Source organism: Stenotrophomonas maltophilia (assembly GCF_039555535.1).
Lineage (GTDB): Bacteria > Pseudomonadota > Gammaproteobacteria > Xanthomonadales > Xanthomonadaceae > Stenotrophomonas > Stenotrophomonas maltophilia_Q.
In genome coordinates, this window is record NZ_CP154630.1 from 1,683,574 (window position 1) to 1,704,474 (window position 20,901).

Here is a 20,901-nt window from a genome sequence, read left to right on the forward strand (position 1 = left end):
GAGATGCATCATGGCCTACACCCTGCCCAAGCTGTCCTACGCCTACGACGCGCTGGAACCGCATATCGATGCGGCGACGATGGAAATCCATCACACCAAGCATCACCAGACCTACATCAACAACGTCAACGCGGCGCTGGAAGGCACCGAGTACGCTGACCTGCCGGTCGAAGAACTGGTGAAGAAGCTCAAGTCGCTGCCGGAGAACCTGCAGGGCCCGGTGCGCAACAATGGTGGCGGCCATGCCAACCACTCGCTGTTCTGGACCGTGATGGCGCCGAACGCGGGCGGCAACCCGGTGGGTGACGTGGCCAAGGCCATCGACAAGGACCTGGGCGGTTTCGACAAGTTCAAGGACGCCTTCACCAAGGCCGCGCTGACCCGTTTCGGCAGTGGCTGGGCATGGCTGAGCGTGACCCCGGACAAGAAGGTCGTGGTCGAGAGCACCGGCAACCAGGACAGCCCGCTGATGGAGGGCAACACGCCGATCCTGGGCCTGGACGTGTGGGAACACGCGTACTACCTGAAGTACCAGAACCGCCGTCCGGAATACATCGGCGCGTTCTTCAACGTCATCGACTGGAACGAAGTCGAGCGCCGTTACCAGGAAGCGATCGCCTGATTGCCGTAATGGGATGAAGCGAAGAGGCCGGGGGAAACCCCGGCCTTTTTTGTTTCCCGGATTCTGGACGTCGGGTAGGACCTGGTGGGTGCCGACCTTGGTCGGCACGGAGGCACCTGCGCGCGCGGCAGGGATGTGCCGACCAAGGTCGGCACCCACCGTCGGCACCCACCGGGGCCGGAGGCGGGGTTACTCGGTCGTGGCCGTATCACCCTGCAGGCGCAGGGTGGCCATCACGCCCAGGCGCAGGCCGGGCAGATCGCCGTCGGCGGGCAGCAGGATCGGCTGCTGGCGGATGCCGCCGAAGTGCTTGACCTGGAACAGCACGTCCAGGCCGTGACCACTGGCGCCGCCGCCGCTGGCCGCCGGGGGCTCGGGGCGACCGCCAGGATTGCGCCGGGCCGGCTGGAAGCCGGGGGTGCTGCGTACCAGTTCCACCGTGGTCGCGGAGAAATCACCGGCGATCAGGCTGGGCATGCCCTCGGCGGTGGCGCCGATCCAGGTCATCAGGTCGCTGGTCTGGTGCTGGCGCGCGGTGGTCTCGTCCGGGTCCGGGCGCAGCCGCGCCACATAGATGTTGACCAGCGCCTCGCCCAGCTTCAGCCGCATCATGCCGGCCGCACTGAAGGTGCCGGGTGGGTGCAGCAGGGTCACGCCATCCTCGCTGACCGGCAGCCGGGTCAGCATGGCGTTGCCATGCCGCAGCGGCTGGCTGGGCGGGTCGGCGGTAACGAAGTCGCAGCTGTAGCGCAGCCGGCTGGCCAGCCAGCAGGCCGGATTGCGGCCCTGCTGCTGCAGCACCTGCTGCACCGAGATCACGTCAGGCCGCAGCTCGGTGAGCAGCTTTGCCACCTGTTCGCGACGCAGCTTCCACTGCGCGTCATCGCGACTGGGCAGTTCCAGTGCGGCCACGGTCAGCTGGCGCGGCTCGGCGTCACCGTTTGCGCTGGCCGGCACCTGCGTCCGAGCCTGGGCCGGCAACGCCAGCACCATTGCGAGGCAGCTGAGCAGGAGACGGGCGTGGGCGAGGGGGCGCATAACGATAAGTTTACGCTTTTGTCGTGGAGGTGCCGTGACTTCCGGCAGGGCCCAAGCTGCCTGCCATGGATTGGCACCGTTGTCATGCAGCCCTGCAGCGTGCTTCGCAAGCCCCGGTTCCGGTAACCTTGCGCCTTTCGCTTTGCAGGATTGCCTTACAGGATGAGCCACGACGCAGTTGCCCCCATCGCCGGCCAGGGAAAGATGCCGCGCCAGATCCCGTACATCATCGGCAATGAGGCCTGCGAGCGGTTCAGTTTCTACGGGATGCGCAACATCCTGGTGCAGTTCCTGATCACCTCGCTGCTGCTGCAGGAAATCACTGCGGAAGGGCGTGCCGGTGAAGCCAAGGACATCATGCACAGCTTCATGATCGGCGTGTATTTCTTCCCGCTGCTCGGTGGCTGGCTGGCCGACAGGTTCTTTGGCAAGTACCACACCATCCTGTGGTTCAGCCTGGTCTACTGCGCCGGCCACCTGTGCCTGGCGCTGTTCGAGAACAGCCGCGAGGGCTTCTTCCTCGGCCTGGGCCTGATCGCGCTGGGCGCCGGTGGCATCAAGCCGCTGGTGGCCTCGTTCATGGGTGACCAGTTCGACCAGAGCAACAAGCACCTGGCCAAGATCGTGTTCGACGCGTTCTACTGGATCATCAACTTCGGCTCGCTGTTCGCCTCGCTGCTGATTCCGCTGGTGCTGAAGAACTGGGGCCCGCAGTGGGCGTTCGGTATCCCGGGCATCCTGATGTTCGTTGCCACCTTCGTGTTCTGGCTCGGCCGCAAGCGCTACGTGCTGGTGCCGCTGCCGCCGAAGGATCCGCATTCGTTCGCCAACGTGGTGCGCACCGCGCTGACCGCGCGCGTGGCGGGCCAGGGGCGTCCGGGCCTGGTGATCGCGGTGCTCGGCCTGGTGCTGGCAGTGGCTTCGTTCGGCCTGGTGGGCTCGCTGGGCATCGTGATCTGCCTGTGCCTGGCGCTGGTATCGATCCTGGCCGGTATCGGTGGTGGCACCTGGCTGCAGCTGGATCGCGCCCGTGGCCTGCATCCGGCCGAAGCGGTTGAAGGCGTGCGCTCGGTGCTGCGCGTTCTGGTGATCTTCGCCCTGACCACGCCGTTCTTCTCGCTGTTCGACCAGAAGGCCTCGACCTGGGTCCTGCAGGGCCAGCAGATGCAGATGCCCAGCTGGTTCACCGCCTCGCAGATGCAGGCGCTGAACCCGCTGCTGGTGATGATCCTGATCCCGTTCAACAACCTCGTCCTGTACCCGGCCCTGCGCCGCTTCGGCTTCGAGCCAACCGCGCTGCGCCGGATGACCGCCGGTATCGCCTTCAGTGGCCTGGCCTGGATCGTGGTCGGCGGTATCCAGGTGGTGATGGACGGGGGCAACGCCATGTCGATCTTCTGGCAGGTGCTGCCGTACGCGCTGCTGACCTTCGGTGAGGTGCTGGTCTCGGCCACCGGCCTGGAATTCGCCTACAGCCAGGCGCCGCAGGCGATGAAGGGCGTGGTGATGAGCTTCTGGAACCTGACCACCACCATCGGCAACCTGTGGGTGCTGCTGTCCAATGCCGCCGTGCGCAATGACACGGTGACCCACAAGATCGCCAGTACCGGCCTGAGCGAGGCGGCATTCCTGATGTTCTTCTTCGCCGGTTTCGCCTTCGTCGCGGCGTTGGCCTTCGGTTGGTACGCGAAACGCTATCGTATGGTCGACAACTACCGTAGCGCCTGAGCCTGACATGACCCCCGTCAATCTGCTGTTGATCGCCATCACCGCCATCCTGTCGTGGATGGCGTTCAACAACCGCAAGCTGGCCGACCGCCTGATCCTGTGGCCGCCGGCCATCGACCGTCACCGCCAGTACGACCGGCTGGTGACCTATGGCTTCATCCACGCGGACTGGTCGCACCTGATCTTCAACATGATCACCCTGTTCTTCTTCGGGGGATTCATCGAGAGTGTGATGGTGCAGCTCACCGGCAGCTACCTCACCTACCCGGCGTTCTACATCGGAGCGCTGCTGGTCTCGATCCTGCCCAGCTACCTGAAGAACCAGAAGAACCCGAACTACCTCAGCCTCGGCGCGTCCGGAGCGGTGTCGGCGGTGCTGTTCGCCTTCATCCTGATCAAGCCGTGGTCGATCATCCTGGTGTTCTTCATCCCGGCACCGGCGATTGTCTATGCCGCGTTCTACGTGGGCTACAGCATCTGGATGGACAAGCGCGGTGGTGATCGCATCAACCACAGCGCGCACCTGGCCGGTGCAGCGTTCGGCGTGATCTTCATGCTGGCCATGCAGCCGAGCATCTTCACCCACTTCCTGCGCGAACTCTCCAACCCGACCTTCCGCCTCGGCGGCGGTTGAGGGGCCGGGGTCGGATCCGCTGGATCCGACCCCGGGGCAGGGCCTCCGCTCCTGGTCAGGCGCGGGTCTGCTGGCCGTAGGTGTCCAGCAGACGGGCGAACACTTCTTCGCCGATGCGCTGGAAATCCTGGTCTTCGGTCTGCCCTTCCACCGCCAGTTGCAGCAGGCCCTCCAGCAGGGCGTGGTCGGTATCGGAATGGGAATCGCTGGGGTGCATCGGGGCCTCCGCGGTGATGCGCATGGTCAACGGTCGCAAGGGCCGTGCCAGCCTGGCCGTACCCCTCCACAGGCGATAGCGGCCGTCCTCCCTCCAGCTTGAGGGTCGAAATCTGACGTGAATGGATTGGACTTGCCCCTGTTCAGGCTTCACGCGATCATGGCGCCCGGCTGCGCACCATCCACGCAGTCGCCGCAGGAGACAGTTCCATGGCTTCGGTCACGCCCCCCGGTCTGGCCTACGAGGTCGAACACGACCTGGCCAACCATCGCTTCACCGCCCGTGTGCGCGGACAGCTGGCGGTGCTCGATTACCAGATCAAACGCAAGCGCATGGTCATCACACATACCGAAGTGCCCGAGCCGATTGCCGGCCGTGGCATCGCAGGCGAGCTGACCCGTGTGGCGCTGCGCTTTGCGCGCGAGCAGAAGTACAAGGTGGTGCCGGCATGTTCGTATGCCGAAGCCTTCCTGCAGCGGCACGAGGAGTACCACGACCTGCTCGTTGGCTGAATGCCAGCGGGCCACGCTTCAGCCATGGCAGGCGATGATGTACAAACATGAACAGGGGATCCCGATGAAGATTGGAAACAACCGGCCATTGCGCGGCAGCGTGCTGGCCGGCGTGGTGGGCGTGCTGTTGCTGGCCGGTTGCCAGCGCGAGAGCGAGCCGGCACCGGCGACCGATGCGGCCCCCGCCGCCGAGGCCAGCGCTGCAGGTGAGACGCCGGCCACGGAGGCGCCGCTTGACCTGCGCGACGTGATCGAGAACAACGAACGCGAGGTGGTGGGCATCAGCTACCCGGCCGGCATCGACCGTTACCCGGGCCTGGCGCGCGCGCTGCAGGACTATGCCACCAGCGCGCGCAGCGACCTGCAGCAAGCGCTGGACGGACTCGGCAACGACAAGCCGACCATGCCCTACGAGCTGTCACTGAGTTTCGAGAAGCTGCTGGAAACCCCGCAGCTGGTGGTGGTCAGTGCCGATGGCAGCCGCTACACCGGTGGCGCCCACGGCGAGCCGCTGGTGGCCCGCTTCGTATGGCTGCCGCAGCACCAGCAGATGCTCAGCGCGGAGAAGCTGGTGGCCGATGCCAAGGGATGGAAGGCAATCAGCGATTTCGTCGCCGACCAGCTGCGCGAACGCGTGGCCACCCGCCTCAGCGGCGAGGACATGGACCCCGCCCAGCTGCAGGAATCACTGCGCAACGCATCGCGCATGATCGCCGACGGTACCGGCCCGCAGGCCGACAATTTCAGCCAGTTCCAACCGCTGACCGACGACAAGGGGCAGATCACCGCGCTGCGCTTTGTGTTCCCGCCGTACCAGGTGGGCCCATACTCGGACGGCACCCAGACCGCCGATGTACCGGCGGCGGTGCTGTTGCCGCACGTGGCCAAGGACTACGTGGAGCTGTTCGCACGCGGTTGACCGCAGTCGAGGAGGTGGCGTGGATACAGGGTTGCAGGAGCGGGTCGCCGGCCTGCTGCAGGAAGCCGGGGTCCGCATCGGCGGTACCCAGCCACAGGACATCCAGGTGCATGACCCGCGCTTCTTTGCGCGGGTCATGGGCCACGGCTCGCTGGGTCTCGGCGAGAGCTACATGGAGGGTTGGTGGGATGCCAACGTCCTCGATGAATTCCTCGTCCACCTGATGCAGGCGCACCTGGACGAACGGGTACATGGCTGGCGCGAGGTGGCCGATGCCCTGAAGGCGCGCCTGTTCAATCTGCAGGCCGGGCAGGGCAGCTACGAAGTTGGCCGCCGCCATTACGACCTCGGCAACGACCTGTACCAGGCCATGCTCGGGCAGCGCCTGGTGTACAGCTGCGGCTACTGGCGCACTGCCGATGATCTGGACGCCGCGCAGGAGGCCAAGCTCGACCTGGTCTGCCGCAAGCTGGGACTGCGTCCGGGGCAGCGCGTGCTGGACATCGGCTGTGGCTGGGGCGAGGCGCTGAAGTTTGCCGCCGAGCGCTATGGCGTCAGCGGTGTCGGCGTGACCATTTCGCAGGAGCAGGCCGAATTCGCCCGCCAGCTGTGTGCCGGCCTGCCGATCGAGATCCGCCTGCAGGACTACCGCGAGCTGGACGAACCGTTCGATGCGATTTTTTCGATCGGCATGTTCGAGCATGTCGGCGACAAGAACTACGCCAGCTTCTTCGAGGTGGCCCGGCGCTGCCTGTCGCCGCGTGGCCTGCTGCTGTTGCACACCATCGGCACCAACATCTCCCGGCATCGCACCGATCCGTGGATCGCGCGCTACATCTTCCCCAACTCGATGCTGCCTTCGGCGGTGCAGATCACCCGGGCGTTCGAAGGTCGGTTCGTGCTGGAAGACTGGCACAACTTCGGCACCGACTACGACCTGACCCTGCAGGCCTGGCGACGCAACGTGGAAGCCGCGTGGCCGCGGCTGGATGCCCGTTACGACGAGCATTTCCGCCGCATGTGGCGCTTCTACCTGGCCGGATCGATGGCCACCTTCCGCTGCCGGCATGCGCAGCTGTGGCAGCTGGTGCTGTCGCCGGAAGGCGTGCCGGGCGGGTACGTGGCGCCGCGCTGAAGAGCGGGGTCAGATCCCTTTTCGCAGAAGAGGGCTCTGACCCAGCCACAACAAAAAACCGCCCGGTCTCCCGGGCGGTTTCCGTTTCAGGCCGGTACGCGGGCGATCAGTTGCCAGCGCCGGTCAGGCCACGCTTTTCCAGCAGCGGTTCGATCTGCGGCTCGTGGCCGGCGAAATCGCGGAACAGCTGCATCGCATCCACGCTGCCGCCCTTGGACAGCAGGGTGGCGCGGAAGTGGTCGCCGTTCTTGCGGCTCAGGCCACCGTTGTCCTTGAACCACTTCTGGGTGTTGGCGTCGAGCACTTCCGACCAGATGTAGGCGTAGTAGCCGGCCGAGTAGCCGCCCATGATGTGGCTGAAGTACGGGGTCTTGTAGCGCGGCGGAACCGGCGCGTAGTAGATGCCGTCCTTCTCCAGCGCGGCGCGCTCGAAGGCCATCACGTCCTTGGCGGCCGGCACCTGGTCGGCGCCGATCTGGTGCCAGCGCTGGTCCAGCATGGCCGCACCCAGGTACTCGGTGGTGGCGAAGCCCTGGTTGAACTTGGCGGCAGCCAGCACCTTGTCCAGCAGTGCCTGCGGCATCGCCGAACCGTTCTGGTAGTGCTTGGCGTAGTTCTTCAGGATGACCGGGTTGTCGGCCCACATCTCGTTGACCTGCGAGGGGAACTCGACAAAGTCACGCGGCACCGAGGTGCCCGAGAAGTACGGGTACTTCACGTTGGAGAACATGCCGTGCAGGGCGTGGCCGAATTCGTGGAAGGTGGTGTTCACCTCATCCCAGGTCAGCAGGGTCGGCTGGCCCGCCGGCGGCTTCGGGATGTTCAGGTGGTTGGCGACCACCGGCTTGAAGCCGGTCAGCTTGGACTGCGAGACGTAGGAGTTCATCCACGCGCCACCGCGCTTGGAGGCACGCGCATACGGGTCGAAGATGAAGATCGCCAGCTGGCTGCCGTCGGCGTCGAACACGTCGTAGACAGTGACGTCATCGTGGTAGACCGGCAGGTCGGTGCGCTGCTTGAAGGTCAGGCCGAATTCCTGACCAGCGGCGTAGAACACGCCGTTCTCAAGCACGTTCTTCATTTCGAAGTACGGCTTCAGCTGCGACTCGTCGAAGTTGTACTTGGCCTGGCGTACCTTCTCGCTGTAGAAGGCCCAGTCCCACGGTTCCAGCTGGAAGGTCGGCTTGCGCGCAGCCTTCTGTTCCTTGTCGATCATCGCCTGCAGGTCGGCGGCTTCGCGCTTGGCGTTGGCCACGGCGGCCGGAGCCAGCTTGCCCAGCATCGCGTTGACCGCTTCGGGCGTCTTGGCGGTCTGGTTGGTCAGGTTGTAGGCGGCGAAGTTCGGGAAGCCCATCAGCTTGGCCTTGTCGGCACGCAGCTGCATGATGCGCGAGACCAGCGCGGTGTTGTCGAACTCACCGCCGCGGCTGCCACGGCTGACCGACGCTTCGTAGATCTTCTGGCGCAGGGCGCGGTTGGCCAGGTTGGTCAGCGGCGGCTGCCCGGTGGTGTTGAGCAGAGTGATCACGTACTTGCCGTCCTGGCCGCGGGCCTTGGCGGCTTCGGCGGCGGCGGCGATCTGCTCCTTGGACAGGCCGTCCAGTTCCTTGACGTCATCGACGGTGATCGCCGAAGCGTTCACTTCCGACTGCACGTTCTGGCTGAACTTGGTGCCCAGGTTGGCCAGCTCGGCATTCATCTCCTTCAGCTTGGCCTTGTCGGCCTCGGACAGCTTGGCGCCTGCGCGCACGTAGTTGTCGTAGTACTTCTCGACCAGGCGCACGCCTTCGGCGTCCAGGCCCAGCTGGCTGCGGGTGTCGTACAGCGCCTGGATGCGGGCGAACAGCTTGCCGTTCAGCGCGATCGCATCGCTGTGCGCGGCGAACTTCGCCGAGTAGTCGGCCTGCAGCTTCTTGCGGGTGTCGTTGGTATCGGCGCCCACCAGGCTGAAGAACACGGTGGTCGCGCGGTCGAGGATGTCACCGCTCTTTTCCAGGGCGATGATGGTGTTGTCGAAGGTCGGCTTGGCCTTGTTGTTGGCGATGGCCTCCACTTCCTTCAGCTGCTGCGCCATGCCGGCGTCGAAGGCCGGGGCGAAGTCGCTGTCCTTGATCTTGTCGAACTGCGGGAAGTGCAGCGGCAGCGGGCTTTCGGCAAAGAACGGGTTGGCCTGCTGGGCGGCGGTGCTGGCGGCCGGGGTGGCGGCGCCGGCCGAGAAGGCGGGCAGGGCAAGGCCGAGGGACATGGCCACGGCAAGGGCAAGGCGAGTGGTCAAGGTAGGAACTCCGGTAAGGCAGGCAAGGGCCCGAGGTTAACCCGACCGGCGGCGCCTGCACTTGTGTCAAAAGGCATGTTGCCGGCTCGGGTCGCGGGTACCATGCATTCACCGCCCACGGCCGGCCATCATGACCAGCGCCTACGATTTCAGCTTCCGTGACCTCGACGGCCAGCCGCAGGCGCTGGCCCGTTATCAGGGCCACCCGTTGTTGCTGGTGAACGTCGCCAGCCGCTGTGGCTTCACCCCGCAGTACACCGGCCTGGAACAGTTGTGGCAGGACTACCGCGAGCGCGGCCTGGTGGTGATCGGCTTCCCGTGCAACCAGTTCGGTGCGCAGGAGCCGGGGGACGCGGCGCAGATCCGCCAGTTCTGTTCGCTGGACTATCCGGTCAGCTTTCCGCTGTCGGAGAAGATCAAGGTCAACGGCGAGGGCGCTGATCCGTTGTGGGCCTGGATGACGCACGAAAAACGTGGCCTGCTCGGCAGTGCCCGCATCAAGTGGAATTTCAGCAAGTTCCTGGTCGATCGCCAGGGGCAGGTGGTGTCCCGGCATGCGCCCAACACCAGGCCGGAGCAGTTGCGCAGCGCGATCGAAGCGCTGTTGTAGAGCCGAGCCCACGCTCGGCTGCTCGTCCGGCCGACATTGAGGGCGCGCGGTGCGCGCGAGCCGAGCGTGGGCTCGGTTCTACAGGCGCAACGGTTTACTTCTCGACGAACGCGCGCTCGAACACGTAGTGGCCCGGTTGGCCGATGCGCGGCGAAACCTGGAAACCCCGGGCATCGAGCACGGTGCGAAGGTCGGCCAGCATCTGCGGGCTGCCGCAGATCATCGCGCGGTCGTTCTCCGGGCTCAGTTCCGGCAGGCCGAGGGTGCGCTGCATCTCGCCGCTCTCCATCAGCTGGGTCAGGCGGCCCTGGTTGGCGAACGGCTCGCGGGTAACGGCCGGGTAGTACAGCAGCTTGTCGCCGATCATCTCGCCGAGGAACTCGTGCTCGCGCAGTTCCCTCTCGAAGTAATCGCGGTAGGCCAGGTCCTTTTCGTAGCGCACGCCGTGGCACAGGATCACCTTCTCGAAGCGCTCGTAGGTTTCCGGGTCCTTGATGACCGACAGCCACGGCGCCAGGCCGGTGCCGGTGCCCAGCAGGTACAGGTTCCTGCCGGGATGCAGGTCGCTGATCAGCAGGGTGCCGGTGGGCTTCTTGCCGACCAGTACCTTGTCGCCCGGCTTGATGTGCTGCAGGCGCGAGGTCAGCGGGCCGTCCTGCACCTTGATGCTGAAGAACTCCAGCTGTTCTTCCCAGTTGGCACTGGCAATGGAATAGGCGCGCAACAGCGGTCGCGCCTCGGTTTCCAGGCCGATCATCACGAACTGGCCGTTCTCGAAGCGGAAGCCGCTGTCGCGGGTGAGGGTGAAGCTGAAGTAGGCGTCGGTCCAGTGGCGGACCTCAAGCACCGTTTCGGCGCCGAAAGCGGAGGACATGGGCGTATCTATCGAAAGTCGTCGGGGATGATTCTATCTCAAATGAGACAGGTTCTCATTAGGCGGAACGAGAGGCGTTCTCAGCGGTAGCCCGCTGCCTGCAGCTCGAACAGCTCGGCGTACCGCCCTCCCTGGGCCATCAGTTGTTCATGGGTGCCGCTGGCCTCGATCCGGCCATCGGCCAGCACCAGGATGCGGTCGGCCATGCGTACCGAGGAAAAGCGGTGGGAAATCAGTACTGCGGTGCGATTATCCGCCAGTTCCCTGAACCGCTGGAACACCTCGAACTCACTGCGGGCATCCAGCGCTGCCGTTGGCTCATCCAGGATCATCACCTGCGCATTGCGCATCCATGCGCGGGCAATGGCGATCTTCTGCCACTGGCCACCGGACAGGTCCACGCCCTGCTTGAAGCGGCGGCCGATCTGCTGGTCGTAGCCGCCGGGCAGGTCGTCGATGACTTCCTCGGCCATGCCGCGTCGCGCCGCGTCAGCGATGCGTGCCTGGTCGTCCATCGCCTCGACCTGGCCGACGCCGATGTTCTCGCCGGCGCTGAGGTTGTAGCGCACGAAGTCCTGGAAGATCACCCCGAGGTTGGCACGCAGGTCATCCAGGTCGTAATCGCGCAGGTCGCGGCCATCGAGCAGGATGCGGCCTTCGTCCGGTTCGTACAGCCGCGCCAGCAGCTTCACCAGGGTGGTCTTGCCGGCGCCGTTCTCGCCGACCAGGGCCAGCACTTCGCCGGCGTGCAGCTGGAAATCCAGATGGCGCACCGCCCACTGTTCGGCATCGGGGTAGCGGAAGCCGACGTTCTCGAATACGAAGCCCTGGCGGATCGGTTGCGGCACGCGCACGGCCCCATCGCGCGAGTGGATTTCCGGCTGGATCTGGAAGAACGAGAACAGGTCATCCAGGTACAGCGCCTGGCTGGCCACCTGCGAGAAGCCGATCAGCAGGCCTTCCAGCAGCTGGCGCAGGCGCAGGAAGCTGCCGGCGAGGAAGGTCAGGTCGCCGATCGAGAAGTCGCCGCGCACCGTGCGCCAGGCGATGTAGGCGTAGGCGGTGTAGTACCCCAGTGTGCCCAGCGCAGCCAGCAGCGTGCCCCAGAACGCGCGGCGCCGGGCCAGGGCTCGGTTGGCCTGGAACAGCGCCACCGACAGCCGCCGGTAGCGTTCCACCAGGAAGCGGTGCAGGTTGTAGATCTTCACTTCCTTGGCCGTTTCCACGCTGGCACCGAGCTGGCGCAGGTAGTCGAGCTGGCGGCGCTCGGGCGTCCACTGGAAGTTGAGGCTGTAGCCGGCCGCATTGAAGTGCGATTCGCCGATGAAGGCCGGCACCAGCGCCAGCGCCAGCAGCAGGATCAGCCACGGCGCATACACCAGCAGGCCGACGGCGAGGCTGGCCACGGTGATCGCATCCTGCACCTGGCCGAACAACTGGCTCATCAGGTTCATCCGGCCCATGGTCTGGCGCCGCGCACGGTCCAGCTTGTCCTGCAGGTCCGGGTCCTCGAAGTCCTCCAGGTCCAGCGTGGCGGCATGTTCCATCAAACGGATGCTGGTGACGTTGGCGAACAACTCCGAGAGCAGGGCATCGGCATAGCTGACCAACCGGCCGAGCAGGTCCGAGGCGATGGCCAGGCCGAACTCCACCGCCAGCAGGCCCAGTAGCGGGTTGAGCAGGCCGCTGGACAGTGCCTCGGCCAGCGGCGGGAAGCCGGCATCGTGCTGGCTCAGGTGCAGCGCGCTGTCGATGATCAGCTTGCCGACGTAGAGCATCGCCACAGGCAGCAGGGCGCGGATCAGGCGCAGCCCGAGGCTGGCCAGTGTGAGCGCGGGGCTGGTCTTCCAGACCATGCGCAGGAACGGGGGCAGGTTGCGCATCGCCCTGAAGCGCTGGCGCAGGCTGGGTTTCTTTTCGGAGGCAGCAGGCATCCGTTTATTGTGCGCGCCCCGGCCGTGCAGAGGGGGTCAGTGCAGGCGTGCGGCCCGGGGTCAGATCCCTTTGTCCTGCAAAGGGATCTGACCCTGCTGCATCCACGCATGGCGTGGATCTACCGTGTCGACCAGGGTCGACACCTACCAGCAGCAGTAGAAGTCCGTGGAGGGCGGGGTGGGTCCGGTTGCGGGAGTGTCAGCCGCATGGATGCGGCTGCCAAGCCCCCAAGGACGGGTTTACGGCGTCTCCCGTAACCGGATCCACCTCGCCATCCCTCAGGAAACCAGCTTCTGACGTTGCTGTTGTTTCGGCTGTTGCCTCTGCGGGTGCCGGGCGGCAGCCCGGCCAGCCCCCCTTTACGGCAGCGGCGGCAGCAACCCCGCACCCAGCCGGTTCCAGGCGTTGATCACCGCAATGCCCATGCTCAGGTCACTGATGCCCTTCTCATCGAAGTGCGGGGCCAGTGCATCGAACACTTCCTGCGACGGTGCACCGTCGGTCAGCCGGGTCAGCGCCTCCGCCCAGCCCAGCGCCGCGCGTTCGCGCGCATCGAAGAAGCGGCTTTCATGCCAGGCCGGCAGCGTGTCCAGCTTGCGCGGCTCGATGCCGCCCTTGCGCAGCGCAGTGCCGTGCATGTCCATGCAGTAGCCACAGCCGTTGAGCTGCGATACGCGCAGGAACAGCAGTTCCATCAGGGTCGGATCAATCGAGCTTTCATGCACCGCCTTGCTGGTGGCCAGCAGGCCCTTGAAGGCCTCGGCGGCCAGGCGGGTGTACGGAACGCGGGGAGAGGCGTGGTCGGACATTTTCGGCTCCACGGCGGCCACAGTGGCCGCCTTTCACTACCAGGACGCCGTACCGTCGCCGCGCGTGACAACATCCGGCAGCTTTTCCGGATTCAGCACGCTGTACACATTGGCAATACGGCCATCGACCACCTCGATGGTGGTGACTGAGTGCAGGCGGTCGCCGATGAAACGCAGGATCGCCGGCTCGCCGTTGACGTAGCCCAGCTGCGCTGGATGCACCGCGCCACGACGTGCGATCGCCCAGAACAGGCGGCCGATGCGCTCGGCGCCCAGCAGTGGACGCACTGCCGCGGTGACCACGCCGCCGCCGTCGGACACCAGCAACGCGTTGGTGTGCAGCAGGGCCTGGATCGCCTCGCTGTCGCCACGTTGCGAAGCATCCATGAAGCGCGCCAGCAACTGCCGGTGCTGGCTGGCGTCGGCGTTGAAGCGGGGCCGCCCGGACTGCAGGCGCTGTTTCGCTCGGTGCACCAGCTGCCGGCAGTTGGCCTCGCTGTGGCCGATCAGGTCGGCGATCTCGCGATAGTCGTGGTCGAAGGCTTCCTTCAGCAGGAAAGCGGCGCGCTCTTCAGGGCCCAGCTGCTCAAGCAGGGTCAGGAAGGCGACCGAGACATCGTCGGCCAGCGCGTGCAGCTGGGCCGGGTCGGGCGCAGGATCGGGCTCCAGCGTGACTGCCAGCGGCTCCGCGAGCCAGGGGCCGACGTAGTGCGCGCGCTCACGCTTGGCGGCACGAAGGCGGTCCAGGCCGAGTCGTGTGGTGGTGGTGACCAGCCAGGCCTCGGCATCGCGGACCCCGGTCGGATCGGCGCCGGACCAGCGCAGCCAGGCATCCTGGACCACGTCTTCGGCGTCGGCGCGGCTGCCGAGCAGGCGGTAGGCCAGCGCCATCAGGCGCGGGCGGTGGGTCTGGAAAGCGGTTTCGGCGTTCATGTAGGCAAGGACGCCGCAGCGGCGCGTGGCGTGACAGGGGGCCAGGGTCAGATCTTGCCGGCCAGCGGCCGGCACTACCACCCTGCGGCCGGGGGAGGGGGTAAAATGGGTGGATTACCCCCGCCAGCCTCGAGCAAGCGAGCAAGCCGTGACATCGATCAAGCAGGAAGACCTCATCCAGTCCATCGCCGACGCGCTGCAGTACATCTCGTACTACCACCCGGTCGACTACATCAAGAACCTCGCCGCCGCCTATGAGCGCGAGGAGTCGCCGGCCGCGAAGGAAGCGATGGCCCAGATCCTGATCAATTCGCGCATGTGCGCCGAAGGCCACCGTCCGATCTGCCAGGACACCGGCATCGTCACCGTGTTCCTGGAAATCGGCATGGACGTGCGCTGGGACGACGCCACCATGGGCGTGGAAGACATGGCCAATGAAGGCGTGCGCCGCGCCTACATGCACCCGGACAACAAGCTGCGCGCCTCGGTGCTGGCTGATCCGGCCGGCAAGCGCATCAACACCAGGGACAACACCCCGGGCGTGGTGAACGTGAAGGTGGTGCCGGGCAACACGGTCGATGTGATCGTGGCCGCCAAGGGCGGTGGTTCGGAAGCCAAGACCAAGTTCGCCATGCTCAACCCGTCCGACTCGATCGTCGACTGGGTGCTGAAGACCGTGCCGACCATGGGCGCTGGCTGGTGCCCGCCGGGCATGCTTGGCATCGGCATCGGTGGCACCGCCGAGAAGGCGATGCTGCTGGCCAAGGAAGCGCTGATGGAGCCGATCGACATCACCGAGCTGCAGGCCCGTGGTGCCTCCAACCGCATCGAAGAGCTGCGCCTGGAGCTGTACGAGAAGGTCAACGCCCTGGGCATTGGCGCCCAGGGCCTGGGCGGCCTGACCACCGTGCTCGACATCAAGATCAACGATTACCCGACCCACGCGGCCAACCTGCCGGTGGCGATGATTCCGAACTGCGCTGCGACCCGCCATGCGCATTTCACGCTGGATGGCAGCGGCCCGGTGATGCTGGACCCGCCGTCGCTGGAAGACTGGCCGAAGCTGACCTACGACGCGTCCAAGGGCACCCGCGTGGACCTGGACACGATCACCCCGGAAGACGTGGCCAGCTGGAAGCCCGGCCAGACCCTGCTGCTCAACGGCAAGCTGCTGACCGGCCGCGACGCCGCGCACAAGCGCATGGTCGACATGCTCAACAAGGGCGAGGAACTGCCGGTCGACCTGAAGGGGCGCTTCATCTACTACGTCGGCCCGGTCGATCCGGTGCGCGATGAAGTGGTGGGCCCGGCAGGTCCGACCACGGCGACCCGCATGGACAAGTTCACCCGCCAGGTGCTGGAGCAGACCGGCCTGCTGGGCATGGTCGGCAAGGCCGAGCGCGGCCCGGCGGCCATCGAGGCGATCCGTGACAACAAGTCGGCCTACCTGATGGCCGTCGGTGGTTCGGCCTACCTGGTGTCCAAGGCGATCAAGGCGGCCAAGGTCGTCGGCTTCGCCGACCTGGGCATGGAAGCGATCTACGAGTTCACCGTGCAGGACATGCCGGTGACCGTGGCGGTTGATTCCACCGGCGAGTCGGTGCACAAGACCGGCCCGCGCGAATGGCAGGCCCGCATCGGCAAGATTCCGGTAGTGGTGGAGTAAGCCTTCCGCCGCGGACCAGGAAACGGCGCCCGTGTGGCGCCGTTGTTGTGTGGGCAGAAGGATTAACGCTCCTGTAGCGGTTACTCTGCTACGGTCGGCGCACGCTCGCACAGGACGTGTCCATGGCCCTGCATCGATTCATCGTGGTAGGCGTGCTGCTGGCCCTGGCCGGCTGCAGCACCCCTGCGTCGTACGAAGGCGCGGATTTCCCCGCATCGGCGCAATGCCGTGTGCAGTGCCAGGCCGGCTATCGCAGCTGCATGGCGCAGAATGACTCCCTCGGCAGCCGCCAGGGCAATTGCGAGCAGCAGGTGGTGCCGGCGCCGGACAAGCGTTGCAAGGACGTGGACAACCCGGACCTGCGCCGTGCCTGCGAACTGAAGGCGCATGACTGCACGATGCGCGCACCGATGATGTCCTGTGGCGAACGCCGGGATTCCTGCATGAGCAGCTGCGGCTGAGCAACGATCGCGCGCGTGGGCGCATAATCGGCTGATCCACCTGCACAGGATCTTCCGCATGAGCACCACGCTGTATGGTTCGACCAGTACCGCCGCCCTGGTTGTGCACTGGCTGCTGATCGAGCTGGGCATCGAGCATGAACTGGTGCTGCTGGATTTCGATACGCGCGAGCACAAGTCGGCGCAGTACCTGGCGCTCAATCCGGCCGGTGTGGTGCCGACACTGCTGATCGATGGCCTGGTGCTGACTGAAGCGGCGGCCATCGCGCTGTATCTGGCCGATCGCCATCCGGACGCCGGCCTGCTGCCCGCGGTGGGTACACCGCAGCGCGCCGATGCCTATCGTTGGATGTTCTGGTGCGCCAATACGCTTCAGCCGGCCTACCGTGCCTGGTTCTATCCGAACGAGGTGGCGGGCGAGGCGAACGTCGAGGCCAGCCGCGAGATGGCACGTCAGCGCCTTGAAGCGGCCTGGCAGCATGTCGCCACGCACCTGCAGTCACATGGTCCCTACCTGCTGGGCGCCACGCCCTGCGTGGTCGATTACATGCTGGTGATGCTGATGCGCTGGTCGCGCAACATGCCCAAACCCAGCGACACCTGGCCGGTACTGAAGGCGCACGCCGCGTCGATGAAGGCGCGCCCGGCGTTCGCCGAGGTGTATCGCCGCGAAGGCATCACCGACTGGCTGTAGCCGTTCTGTAGAGCCGAGCCATGCTCGGCTGCATTCACGGGTTGCACGCGAAGCGCAGCCGAGCATGGCTCGGCTCTACCAGAGCGGTGCGGGTTACAGGATCTCCAGCACCGTTTCCGGTGGACGGCACAGGCGCGTGCCCTTGTCGGTGCGCACCACGGGGCGGTTGATCAGCCGCGGGTGTTCGGCCATCGCCGCCAGCAGCCTGGCCTCGTCCGCATCTTCCAGGCCCAGTTCGGTGAACTGCGCTTCCTTGCTGCGCACCAGCGCCTGCGCGTCCAGCCCGGATTCGGCCAGCACCTGGCGCAGCGCGGCGACGTCCGGCGGGCTGTCCAGGTAGTCGACCACCACCGGCTCGAAGCCCGCATCACGTATCAGCTTCAGTGCGCCGCGCGAGTTGCTGCAGGCCGGGTTGTGCCAGATCGTCACGTGCATCAGAACCACTCCAGCAGGGATACGCCCACGCCCACGTAGGTGGCCTTGTGGTTGTAGTCGATCAGGCTTTCGCCGTAGCCGTCGAACACCTGTACATGGCCGCGCAGCAGGTTGCTGATCGGGAAGCCGTAATCCAGCTGCAGGGCACCGTGCGAGCGGCTGCCGGTGCGCAGCGAGTGGCGCGCCATCAGCGAGACCTCATGGCCGTTGCGGTTCCAGGTCAGGGTCGCATCACCGCGGCCCATGTAATCCTCGATGTCCGGGTTGTTGTCGTCGCTGCGGGTCTCGGGAATGCGGTACCAGGGGCGCAGCACCAGCGCCCAGTTCTCACGGTCCAGGCCGATGTTGAGCATCACCCGGTTCCAGCTGCGCGACAGCGGGTCGGCGCGGCCATTGGACTGGTGGTTCAGCGCGATGCCGGTCATGCGCCCGCGCCAGCCACCGATCGAGTAGCCATTGCGGAACACCATCATCACTTCCGGCTCGTAGTTGGTTTCGCGGAACGGGCGCGAATCCTCGCCATTGTAGGCCTGCCAGCGCGAGCTCTGGGTGTAGCCGGCCCAGATGTCGCCGTTGTCGCCGAACAGGTTCTCGGCGATCTTGGTCTTGAAGCTGATCTGGAATTTCAGTTCGGCACTGTCCAGCACCTGCGGCGTGGTGACCGTGTTGGCCGGGTTCGGCGAGTGCGGCGTGGTGTTGCGGTCGCTGGTCCAGAACGCCGGCAACAGGTACACCGGCTTGTAGGCGCGCAGCTGGAACGGGCCGAGCTTGGAGTCTTCGGCCAGCTCCCAGCGGCTGTCCAGCAGCGAGCCACGGCCGGCATTGGCCAGTGCGCTGTCAGGGGCCGCTGGGCGGAACAGGTCACTGACCCGCTCGCGCAGTTTCTCTTCGCCCTGGCTGACGCGTGCAGTCTGGCGTTCTTCGCGACGGGCCTGCGCGGCTGCCTCGGCCGCAGCGTCGGCCTCGGCGGTGGCCTGCGGGGTACGCCCGAACTGGCGGTCATAACAGGCCAGGCGGGCAGCGTCGGTGGTAATTGCCGCGCACGCGGCCGGCGAGGCGTCGGCACTGGGCGCGAACTCCTGCGCGGCCAGTGGCGCACTGGCCAATGCCAGCGCCAGCGGCGCGAAGCGGGGAAGCAGCGGAGACAGGGTCATTGCAGCAGGCCCTTCGGTGAATACGGGAATCGCACAGTGTGGAGGCTGCACCGGATCACGGCCAGCCCCCACGGTTTATGCACGGCCACCGCGTGCGCGTGGCGTGAAGGAGAGGTTGGTCACAAGAACCAGGCGAACGCAAACAGCCCCAGCATCGCGATCACCACCGCCAGCTTCAGCGCCAGGCCGAGCAGGATGCCAAGCCATGTGGCCAGGCCTACCTTGGTCGAGCGCCCCAGTTCGCGGGTGTGCCAGTACTCGCCCAGCAGGGCGCCGATCAACGGGCCGGCGAACAGGCCGATCGGCATGAAGAACAGGCCGACGATGCTGCCGACGAAGGTTCCCCACAGTGCCTTGCGGCTGGCACCGACCCGCTGCGCCCCCACCACGGTGGCCAGCACGTCCACCAGCAACGAGAGCAGGGTCAGTACCCCCAGCGCAACCAGGGTCGGCCAACCAACGTGGGCGAAGCCGTCCGCCCACGCTGCCAGCAGCAGTCCGATGAACACCAGCGGGATGCCGGGCAGGGCCGGCAGGATGATTCCGGCGATGCCGACAAGGACGAAAATGACCGCTAGCAGATATAAGATGAATGAGAGTCCCATGCTGTCCCGTATGGTGGCCGTTTTGGGGTTGACAGTGAAAGATTTTGCCAGTTGCTTTTTCGTTTTGGGCGGGTTAAGTTGCAGTCGCTGAGCTTGGCAAGGTCACCGTGGATCGTGGCCTGATGAAGCAAGATCTTCCCGATCCGCTGCATCGATGCACCTCGCTTCCCCCTTGCTTGTCAGCCGCCCACCAGGCGTTTCCTACAACAAGAGAGAGTCACCAGGGAGTTAGTGAGATGTCTGATCGCGAGACCGGTACCGTCAAGTGGTTCAACGATGCAAAGGGCTTCGGCTTCATCAGCCGTGAAAACGGCGAAGACGTGTTCGTGCACTTCCGTGCCATCCAGACCCAGGGCTTCAAGAGCCTGAAGGAAGGCCAGAAGGTCACCTTCACCGTCGTGCAGGGCCAGAAGGGCCTGCAGGCCGACGCCGTGCAGCCGACCTGATCGCGCTGCAAGCCGTCACATGAAAAAGGCCCGCGCAAGCGGGCCTTTTTCTTTGCCGTCGGCCCGGTGCAGGTCAGCGCAGGATGACCTTGCCGTTGACCACGCGCACATAGGTGTTTTCGCGGATGCCGCCGAGGTCGCGCTGGTTGACCACGATGGTGCGGCCATCATCCATGCGCACGCTGATGTCGTAGGTATCGCTGGTGACGTTCTTCTGGATCTGGTTGCCCGCCAGCGCACCGCCGACCGCGCCTGCGGCCGCGGCAATGTTCTTGTTGCCACGGCTGCCGCCGGTGTGATCGGAGATCTCATGGCCGGCCACGGCACCGACGATGCCGCCGAGGATGGCGCCGGTCGCGCTGGGCGCGGTGCGGCCCGACGGCACGGTGTTGATGCGGGTGACGATGCCGCAGTCGGCGCAACGGCCCTGATTGTAACCGCCGTTGTTGCCGTAGCCGCCATTGTTGTAGCCGTTGTTGTAACCACCGCCACCGTAGCCGGGCGAGGTGGCACAGCCAGCCAGGGCGAGGGTAGCGATGGCGCTGGCGGCAATGAGCTGGATCTTCATGGGGCGTCTCCTGGCCGTGAAGGCGGGTGCGTTGGGTGGGTACTGCGTCATGCAGCAGGGTGGACGAATCCTCTCCTTTCGAACGTGAACAAGGTGCCAACCAGGCGTGGCTTGCCCGGCTACAGGATGAATGCGCGTCAGCGGAAGTCCTGGTGGCAGGCCCGGCAGTCGGCCTGCACGGTTTCCACCACCTTGGCCAAGGCGGTGCAGTCACTGGGCGGCGCCGCCAGCGCGGCGTTGAGGTTGCCGCGCAGCTGGCTGGCGTGCTGCTGGAACCGGCTATTGTCCTTCAGCCCGGGAAAGGCCAGGTCGAGGTCGTTGGACAGAAGGCGCAGGGCCTGCAGCCGCGGCACGCTGTCGGCCAGGCTGCAGCGGTTCTGCTGCTGGGCCTGCTGCAGCAGCTGCGATTGCCGCTGCATCACCTGCATCAGGCTGTCCGGGAACGGGTCGCGGCGGGCCTGCAGGGCGCGGCCGACCATGACCGTGGCAACCAGGCCGATCAGCAGGCCCAGGCACAGCACGAACAGGTAGCGATGGGCAGTGGACGGGCGGCGGGGCGGGCTGGCGTTCATGGCGGGCTCTCCGGGCGTGCAACGGTGGGTTCGATGCCGGCGCGCTGTAGGCGCTGACG

General features: G+C 65.9%; 23 protein-coding genes. 11 read left to right on the plus strand and 12 right to left on the minus strand.

What is annotated here, in order from left to right; genetic code table 11:
* Positions 1-10 precede the first annotated feature (10 nt).
* A complete protein-coding gene (locus AASM09_RS07805) occupies positions 11-622 on the plus strand; it encodes a superoxide dismutase (protein WP_005410310.1) in 612 nt (203 codons plus the stop codon).
* A gap of 189 nt (positions 623-811) precedes the next feature.
* Here AASM09_RS07805 and AASM09_RS07810 read toward each other — a convergent pair whose 3' ends face one another.
* Positions 812-1,660, minus strand: a complete 849-nt coding sequence (locus AASM09_RS07810; protein ID WP_049429110.1) for an endonuclease/exonuclease/phosphatase family protein — start codon at positions 1,658-1,660, stop codon at positions 812-814.
* A 162-nt stretch (positions 1,661-1,822) separates the two neighbouring features.
* On the opposite strand from AASM09_RS07810, the gene AASM09_RS07815 reads away from it, so the two are divergent.
* Together AASM09_RS07815 and AASM09_RS07820 are read left to right on the plus strand one after the other, a co-directional pair.
* The gene (locus tag AASM09_RS07815; RefSeq protein ID WP_049429111.1) at positions 1,823-3,388 is read left to right on the plus strand and encodes an oligopeptide:H+ symporter; all 1,566 of its coding nucleotides are present in this window, start codon (positions 1,823-1,825) and stop codon (positions 3,386-3,388) included.
* Between the two features lie 7 nt (positions 3,389-3,395).
* Positions 3,396-4,022 (plus strand): rhomboid family intramembrane serine protease, encoded by a 627-nt coding sequence (locus AASM09_RS07820; protein WP_010486760.1) that lies wholly within the window; start codon positions 3,396-3,398, stop codon positions 4,020-4,022.
* Between the two features lie 55 nt (positions 4,023-4,077).
* On the opposite strand, the gene AASM09_RS07825 is transcribed toward AASM09_RS07820, so the two are convergent.
* The gene (locus AASM09_RS07825; protein ID WP_180849142.1) at positions 4,078-4,239 is read right to left on the minus strand and encodes a hypothetical protein; all 162 of its coding nucleotides are present in this window, start codon (positions 4,237-4,239) and stop codon (positions 4,078-4,080) included.
* A 209-nt stretch (positions 4,240-4,448) separates the two neighbouring features.
* On the opposite strand from AASM09_RS07825, the gene AASM09_RS07830 reads away from it, so the two are divergent.
* Genes AASM09_RS07830 through cfa form a run of 3 tightly spaced genes read left to right on the plus strand, consistent with a single transcriptional unit; the run spans position 4,449 to position 6,805 of the window.
* On the plus strand, positions 4,449-4,751 hold the full coding sequence (locus tag AASM09_RS07830; protein ID WP_005417588.1) for a GNAT family N-acetyltransferase: 303 nt from the start codon (positions 4,449-4,451) through the stop codon (positions 4,749-4,751).
* 37 nt (positions 4,752-4,788) lie between these two features.
* Positions 4,789-5,670: a DUF3298 and DUF4163 domain-containing protein gene (locus AASM09_RS07835; RefSeq protein ID WP_049429120.1), complete on the plus strand. Its 882-nt coding sequence runs from the start codon at positions 4,789-4,791 to the stop codon at positions 5,668-5,670.
* 19 nt (positions 5,671-5,689) lie between these two features.
* The gene (cfa, locus tag AASM09_RS07840; protein ID WP_049429113.1) at positions 5,690-6,805 is read left to right on the plus strand and encodes a cyclopropane fatty acyl phospholipid synthase; all 1,116 of its coding nucleotides are present in this window, start codon (positions 5,690-5,692) and stop codon (positions 6,803-6,805) included.
* A gap of 106 nt (positions 6,806-6,911) precedes the next feature.
* Here the strand turns inward: cfa and AASM09_RS07845 are convergent, their stop codons facing one another.
* Entirely contained in the window at positions 6,912-9,080 is a 2,169-nt protein-coding gene (locus AASM09_RS07845; RefSeq protein WP_049429114.1) for a M3 family metallopeptidase, read from the minus strand.
* 130 nt (positions 9,081-9,210) lie between these two features.
* Here AASM09_RS07845 and AASM09_RS07850 point away from each other — a divergent pair, with 130 nt between their 5' ends.
* Positions 9,211-9,690, plus strand: a complete 480-nt coding sequence (locus AASM09_RS07850; RefSeq protein WP_049429115.1) for a glutathione peroxidase — start codon at positions 9,211-9,213, stop codon at positions 9,688-9,690.
* A 94-nt stretch (positions 9,691-9,784) separates the two neighbouring features.
* Here the strand turns inward: AASM09_RS07850 and AASM09_RS07855 are convergent, their stop codons facing one another.
* The 4 genes from AASM09_RS07855 to AASM09_RS07870 all read right to left on the minus strand — a co-directional run bounded on the left by AASM09_RS07855 (position 9,785) and on the right by AASM09_RS07870 (position 14,241).
* The gene (locus AASM09_RS07855) at positions 9,785-10,564 is read right to left on the minus strand and encodes a ferredoxin--NADP reductase (RefSeq protein ID WP_049429116.1); all 780 of its coding nucleotides are present in this window, start codon (positions 10,562-10,564) and stop codon (positions 9,785-9,787) included.
* An 80-nt stretch (positions 10,565-10,644) separates the two neighbouring features.
* Complete coding sequence (locus AASM09_RS07860; protein WP_049429117.1) at positions 10,645-12,498, minus strand: ABC transporter ATP-binding protein; 1,854 nt, start codon at positions 12,496-12,498, stop codon at positions 10,645-10,647.
* 360 nt (positions 12,499-12,858) lie between these two features.
* Complete coding sequence (locus tag AASM09_RS07865) at positions 12,859-13,308, minus strand: carboxymuconolactone decarboxylase family protein (RefSeq protein WP_049429431.1); 450 nt, start codon at positions 13,306-13,308, stop codon at positions 12,859-12,861.
* 36 nt (positions 13,309-13,344) lie between these two features.
* Positions 13,345-14,241 (minus strand): RNA polymerase sigma-70 factor, encoded by an 897-nt coding sequence (locus tag AASM09_RS07870; protein WP_049429430.1) that lies wholly within the window; start codon positions 14,239-14,241, stop codon positions 13,345-13,347.
* Between the two features lie 148 nt (positions 14,242-14,389).
* On the opposite strand from AASM09_RS07870, the gene AASM09_RS07875 reads away from it, so the two are divergent.
* The 3 genes from AASM09_RS07875 to AASM09_RS07885 all read left to right on the plus strand — a co-directional run bounded on the left by AASM09_RS07875 (position 14,390) and on the right by AASM09_RS07885 (position 17,062).
* Positions 14,390-15,907: a fumarate hydratase gene (locus AASM09_RS07875; protein ID WP_049429429.1), complete on the plus strand. Its 1,518-nt coding sequence runs from the start codon at positions 14,390-14,392 to the stop codon at positions 15,905-15,907.
* A gap of 122 nt (positions 15,908-16,029) precedes the next feature.
* Positions 16,030-16,368, plus strand: coding sequence for a hypothetical protein (locus AASM09_RS07880; protein WP_049429428.1), 339 nt, complete (start codon positions 16,030-16,032; stop codon positions 16,366-16,368).
* Between the two features lie 58 nt (positions 16,369-16,426).
* On the plus strand, positions 16,427-17,062 hold the full coding sequence (locus AASM09_RS07885) for a glutathione S-transferase family protein (RefSeq protein WP_049429427.1): 636 nt from the start codon (positions 16,427-16,429) through the stop codon (positions 17,060-17,062).
* Positions 17,063-17,155: 93 nt separating this feature from the next.
* Here AASM09_RS07885 and arsC read toward each other — a convergent pair whose 3' ends face one another.
* The 3 genes from arsC to AASM09_RS07900 all read right to left on the minus strand — a co-directional run bounded on the left by arsC (position 17,156) and on the right by AASM09_RS07900 (position 19,256).
* Entirely contained in the window at positions 17,156-17,497 is a 342-nt protein-coding gene (arsC, locus tag AASM09_RS07890) for an arsenate reductase (glutaredoxin) (protein WP_049429426.1), read from the minus strand.
* Entirely contained in the window at positions 17,497-18,651 is a 1,155-nt protein-coding gene (locus AASM09_RS07895) for a phospholipase A (protein ID WP_049429425.1), read from the minus strand. The genes arsC and AASM09_RS07895 overlap by 1 nt, the downstream gene beginning before the upstream one ends.
* A 119-nt stretch (positions 18,652-18,770) precedes the next feature.
* Positions 18,771-19,256, minus strand: coding sequence for a DUF456 domain-containing protein (locus AASM09_RS07900; RefSeq protein WP_049429424.1), 486 nt, complete (start codon positions 19,254-19,256; stop codon positions 18,771-18,773).
* Positions 19,257-19,492: 236 nt separating this feature from the next.
* On the opposite strand from AASM09_RS07900, the gene AASM09_RS07905 reads away from it, so the two are divergent.
* A complete protein-coding gene (locus AASM09_RS07905; RefSeq protein ID WP_005410290.1) occupies positions 19,493-19,702 on the plus strand; it encodes a cold-shock protein in 210 nt (69 codons plus the stop codon).
* 73 nt (positions 19,703-19,775) lie between these two features.
* On the opposite strand, the gene AASM09_RS07910 is transcribed toward AASM09_RS07905, so the two are convergent.
* Entirely contained in the window at positions 19,776-20,270 is a 495-nt protein-coding gene (locus AASM09_RS07910; protein WP_005410289.1) for a glycine zipper 2TM domain-containing protein, read from the minus strand.
* Positions 20,271-20,407: 137 nt separating this feature from the next.
* Positions 20,408-20,842, minus strand: a complete 435-nt coding sequence (locus tag AASM09_RS07915) for a cytochrome c (RefSeq protein ID WP_049429423.1) — start codon at positions 20,840-20,842, stop codon at positions 20,408-20,410.
* Between the last annotated feature and the right edge of the window lie 59 nt (positions 20,843-20,901).

Coding starts and splice junctions, on each gene's coding strand:
- AASM09_RS07900 (WP_049429424.1), bottom strand. CDS start 19,256: ATGGGACTCTCATTCATCTTATATCTGCTAGCGGTCATTTTCGTCCTT.
- AASM09_RS07820 (WP_010486760.1), top strand. CDS start 3,396: ATGACCCCCGTCAATCTGCTGTTGATCGCCATCACCGCCATCCTGTCG.
- AASM09_RS07810 (WP_049429110.1), bottom strand. CDS start 1,660: ATGCGCCCCCTCGCCCACGCCCGTCTCCTGCTCAGCTGCCTCGCAATG.
- AASM09_RS07870 (WP_049429430.1), bottom strand. CDS start 14,241: ATGAACGCCGAAACCGCTTTCCAGACCCACCGCCCGCGCCTGATGGCG.
- AASM09_RS07850 (WP_049429115.1), top strand. CDS start 9,211: ATGACCAGCGCCTACGATTTCAGCTTCCGTGACCTCGACGGCCAGCCG.
- AASM09_RS07830 (WP_005417588.1), top strand. CDS start 4,449: ATGGCTTCGGTCACGCCCCCCGGTCTGGCCTACGAGGTCGAACACGAC.
- AASM09_RS07825 (WP_180849142.1), bottom strand. CDS start 4,239: ATGCACCCCAGCGATTCCCATTCCGATACCGACCACGCCCTGCTGGAG.
- AASM09_RS07880 (WP_049429428.1), top strand. CDS start 16,030: ATGGCCCTGCATCGATTCATCGTGGTAGGCGTGCTGCTGGCCCTGGCC.
- AASM09_RS07815 (WP_049429111.1), top strand. CDS start 1,823: ATGAGCCACGACGCAGTTGCCCCCATCGCCGGCCAGGGAAAGATGCCG.
- AASM09_RS07865 (WP_049429431.1), bottom strand. CDS start 13,308: ATGTCCGACCACGCCTCTCCCCGCGTTCCGTACACCCGCCTGGCCGCC.
- AASM09_RS07835 (WP_049429120.1), top strand. CDS start 4,789: ATGTACAAACATGAACAGGGGATCCCGATGAAGATTGGAAACAACCGG.
- AASM09_RS07885 (WP_049429427.1), top strand. CDS start 16,427: ATGAGCACCACGCTGTATGGTTCGACCAGTACCGCCGCCCTGGTTGTG.
- AASM09_RS07915 (WP_049429423.1), bottom strand. CDS start 20,842: ATGAACGCCAGCCCGCCCCGCCGCCCGTCCACTGCCCATCGCTACCTG.
- AASM09_RS07805 (WP_005410310.1), top strand. CDS start 11: ATGGCCTACACCCTGCCCAAGCTGTCCTACGCCTACGACGCGCTGGAA.
- AASM09_RS07855 (WP_049429116.1), bottom strand. CDS start 10,564: ATGTCCTCCGCTTTCGGCGCCGAAACGGTGCTTGAGGTCCGCCACTGG.
- AASM09_RS07910 (WP_005410289.1), bottom strand. CDS start 20,270: ATGAAGATCCAGCTCATTGCCGCCAGCGCCATCGCTACCCTCGCCCTG.
- arsC (WP_049429426.1), bottom strand. CDS start 17,497: ATGCACGTGACGATCTGGCACAACCCGGCCTGCAGCAACTCGCGCGGC.
- AASM09_RS07860 (WP_049429117.1), bottom strand. CDS start 12,498: ATGCCTGCTGCCTCCGAAAAGAAACCCAGCCTGCGCCAGCGCTTCAGG.
- AASM09_RS07905 (WP_005410290.1), top strand. CDS start 19,493: ATGTCTGATCGCGAGACCGGTACCGTCAAGTGGTTCAACGATGCAAAG.
- AASM09_RS07895 (WP_049429425.1), bottom strand. CDS start 18,651: ATGACCCTGTCTCCGCTGCTTCCCCGCTTCGCGCCGCTGGCGCTGGCA.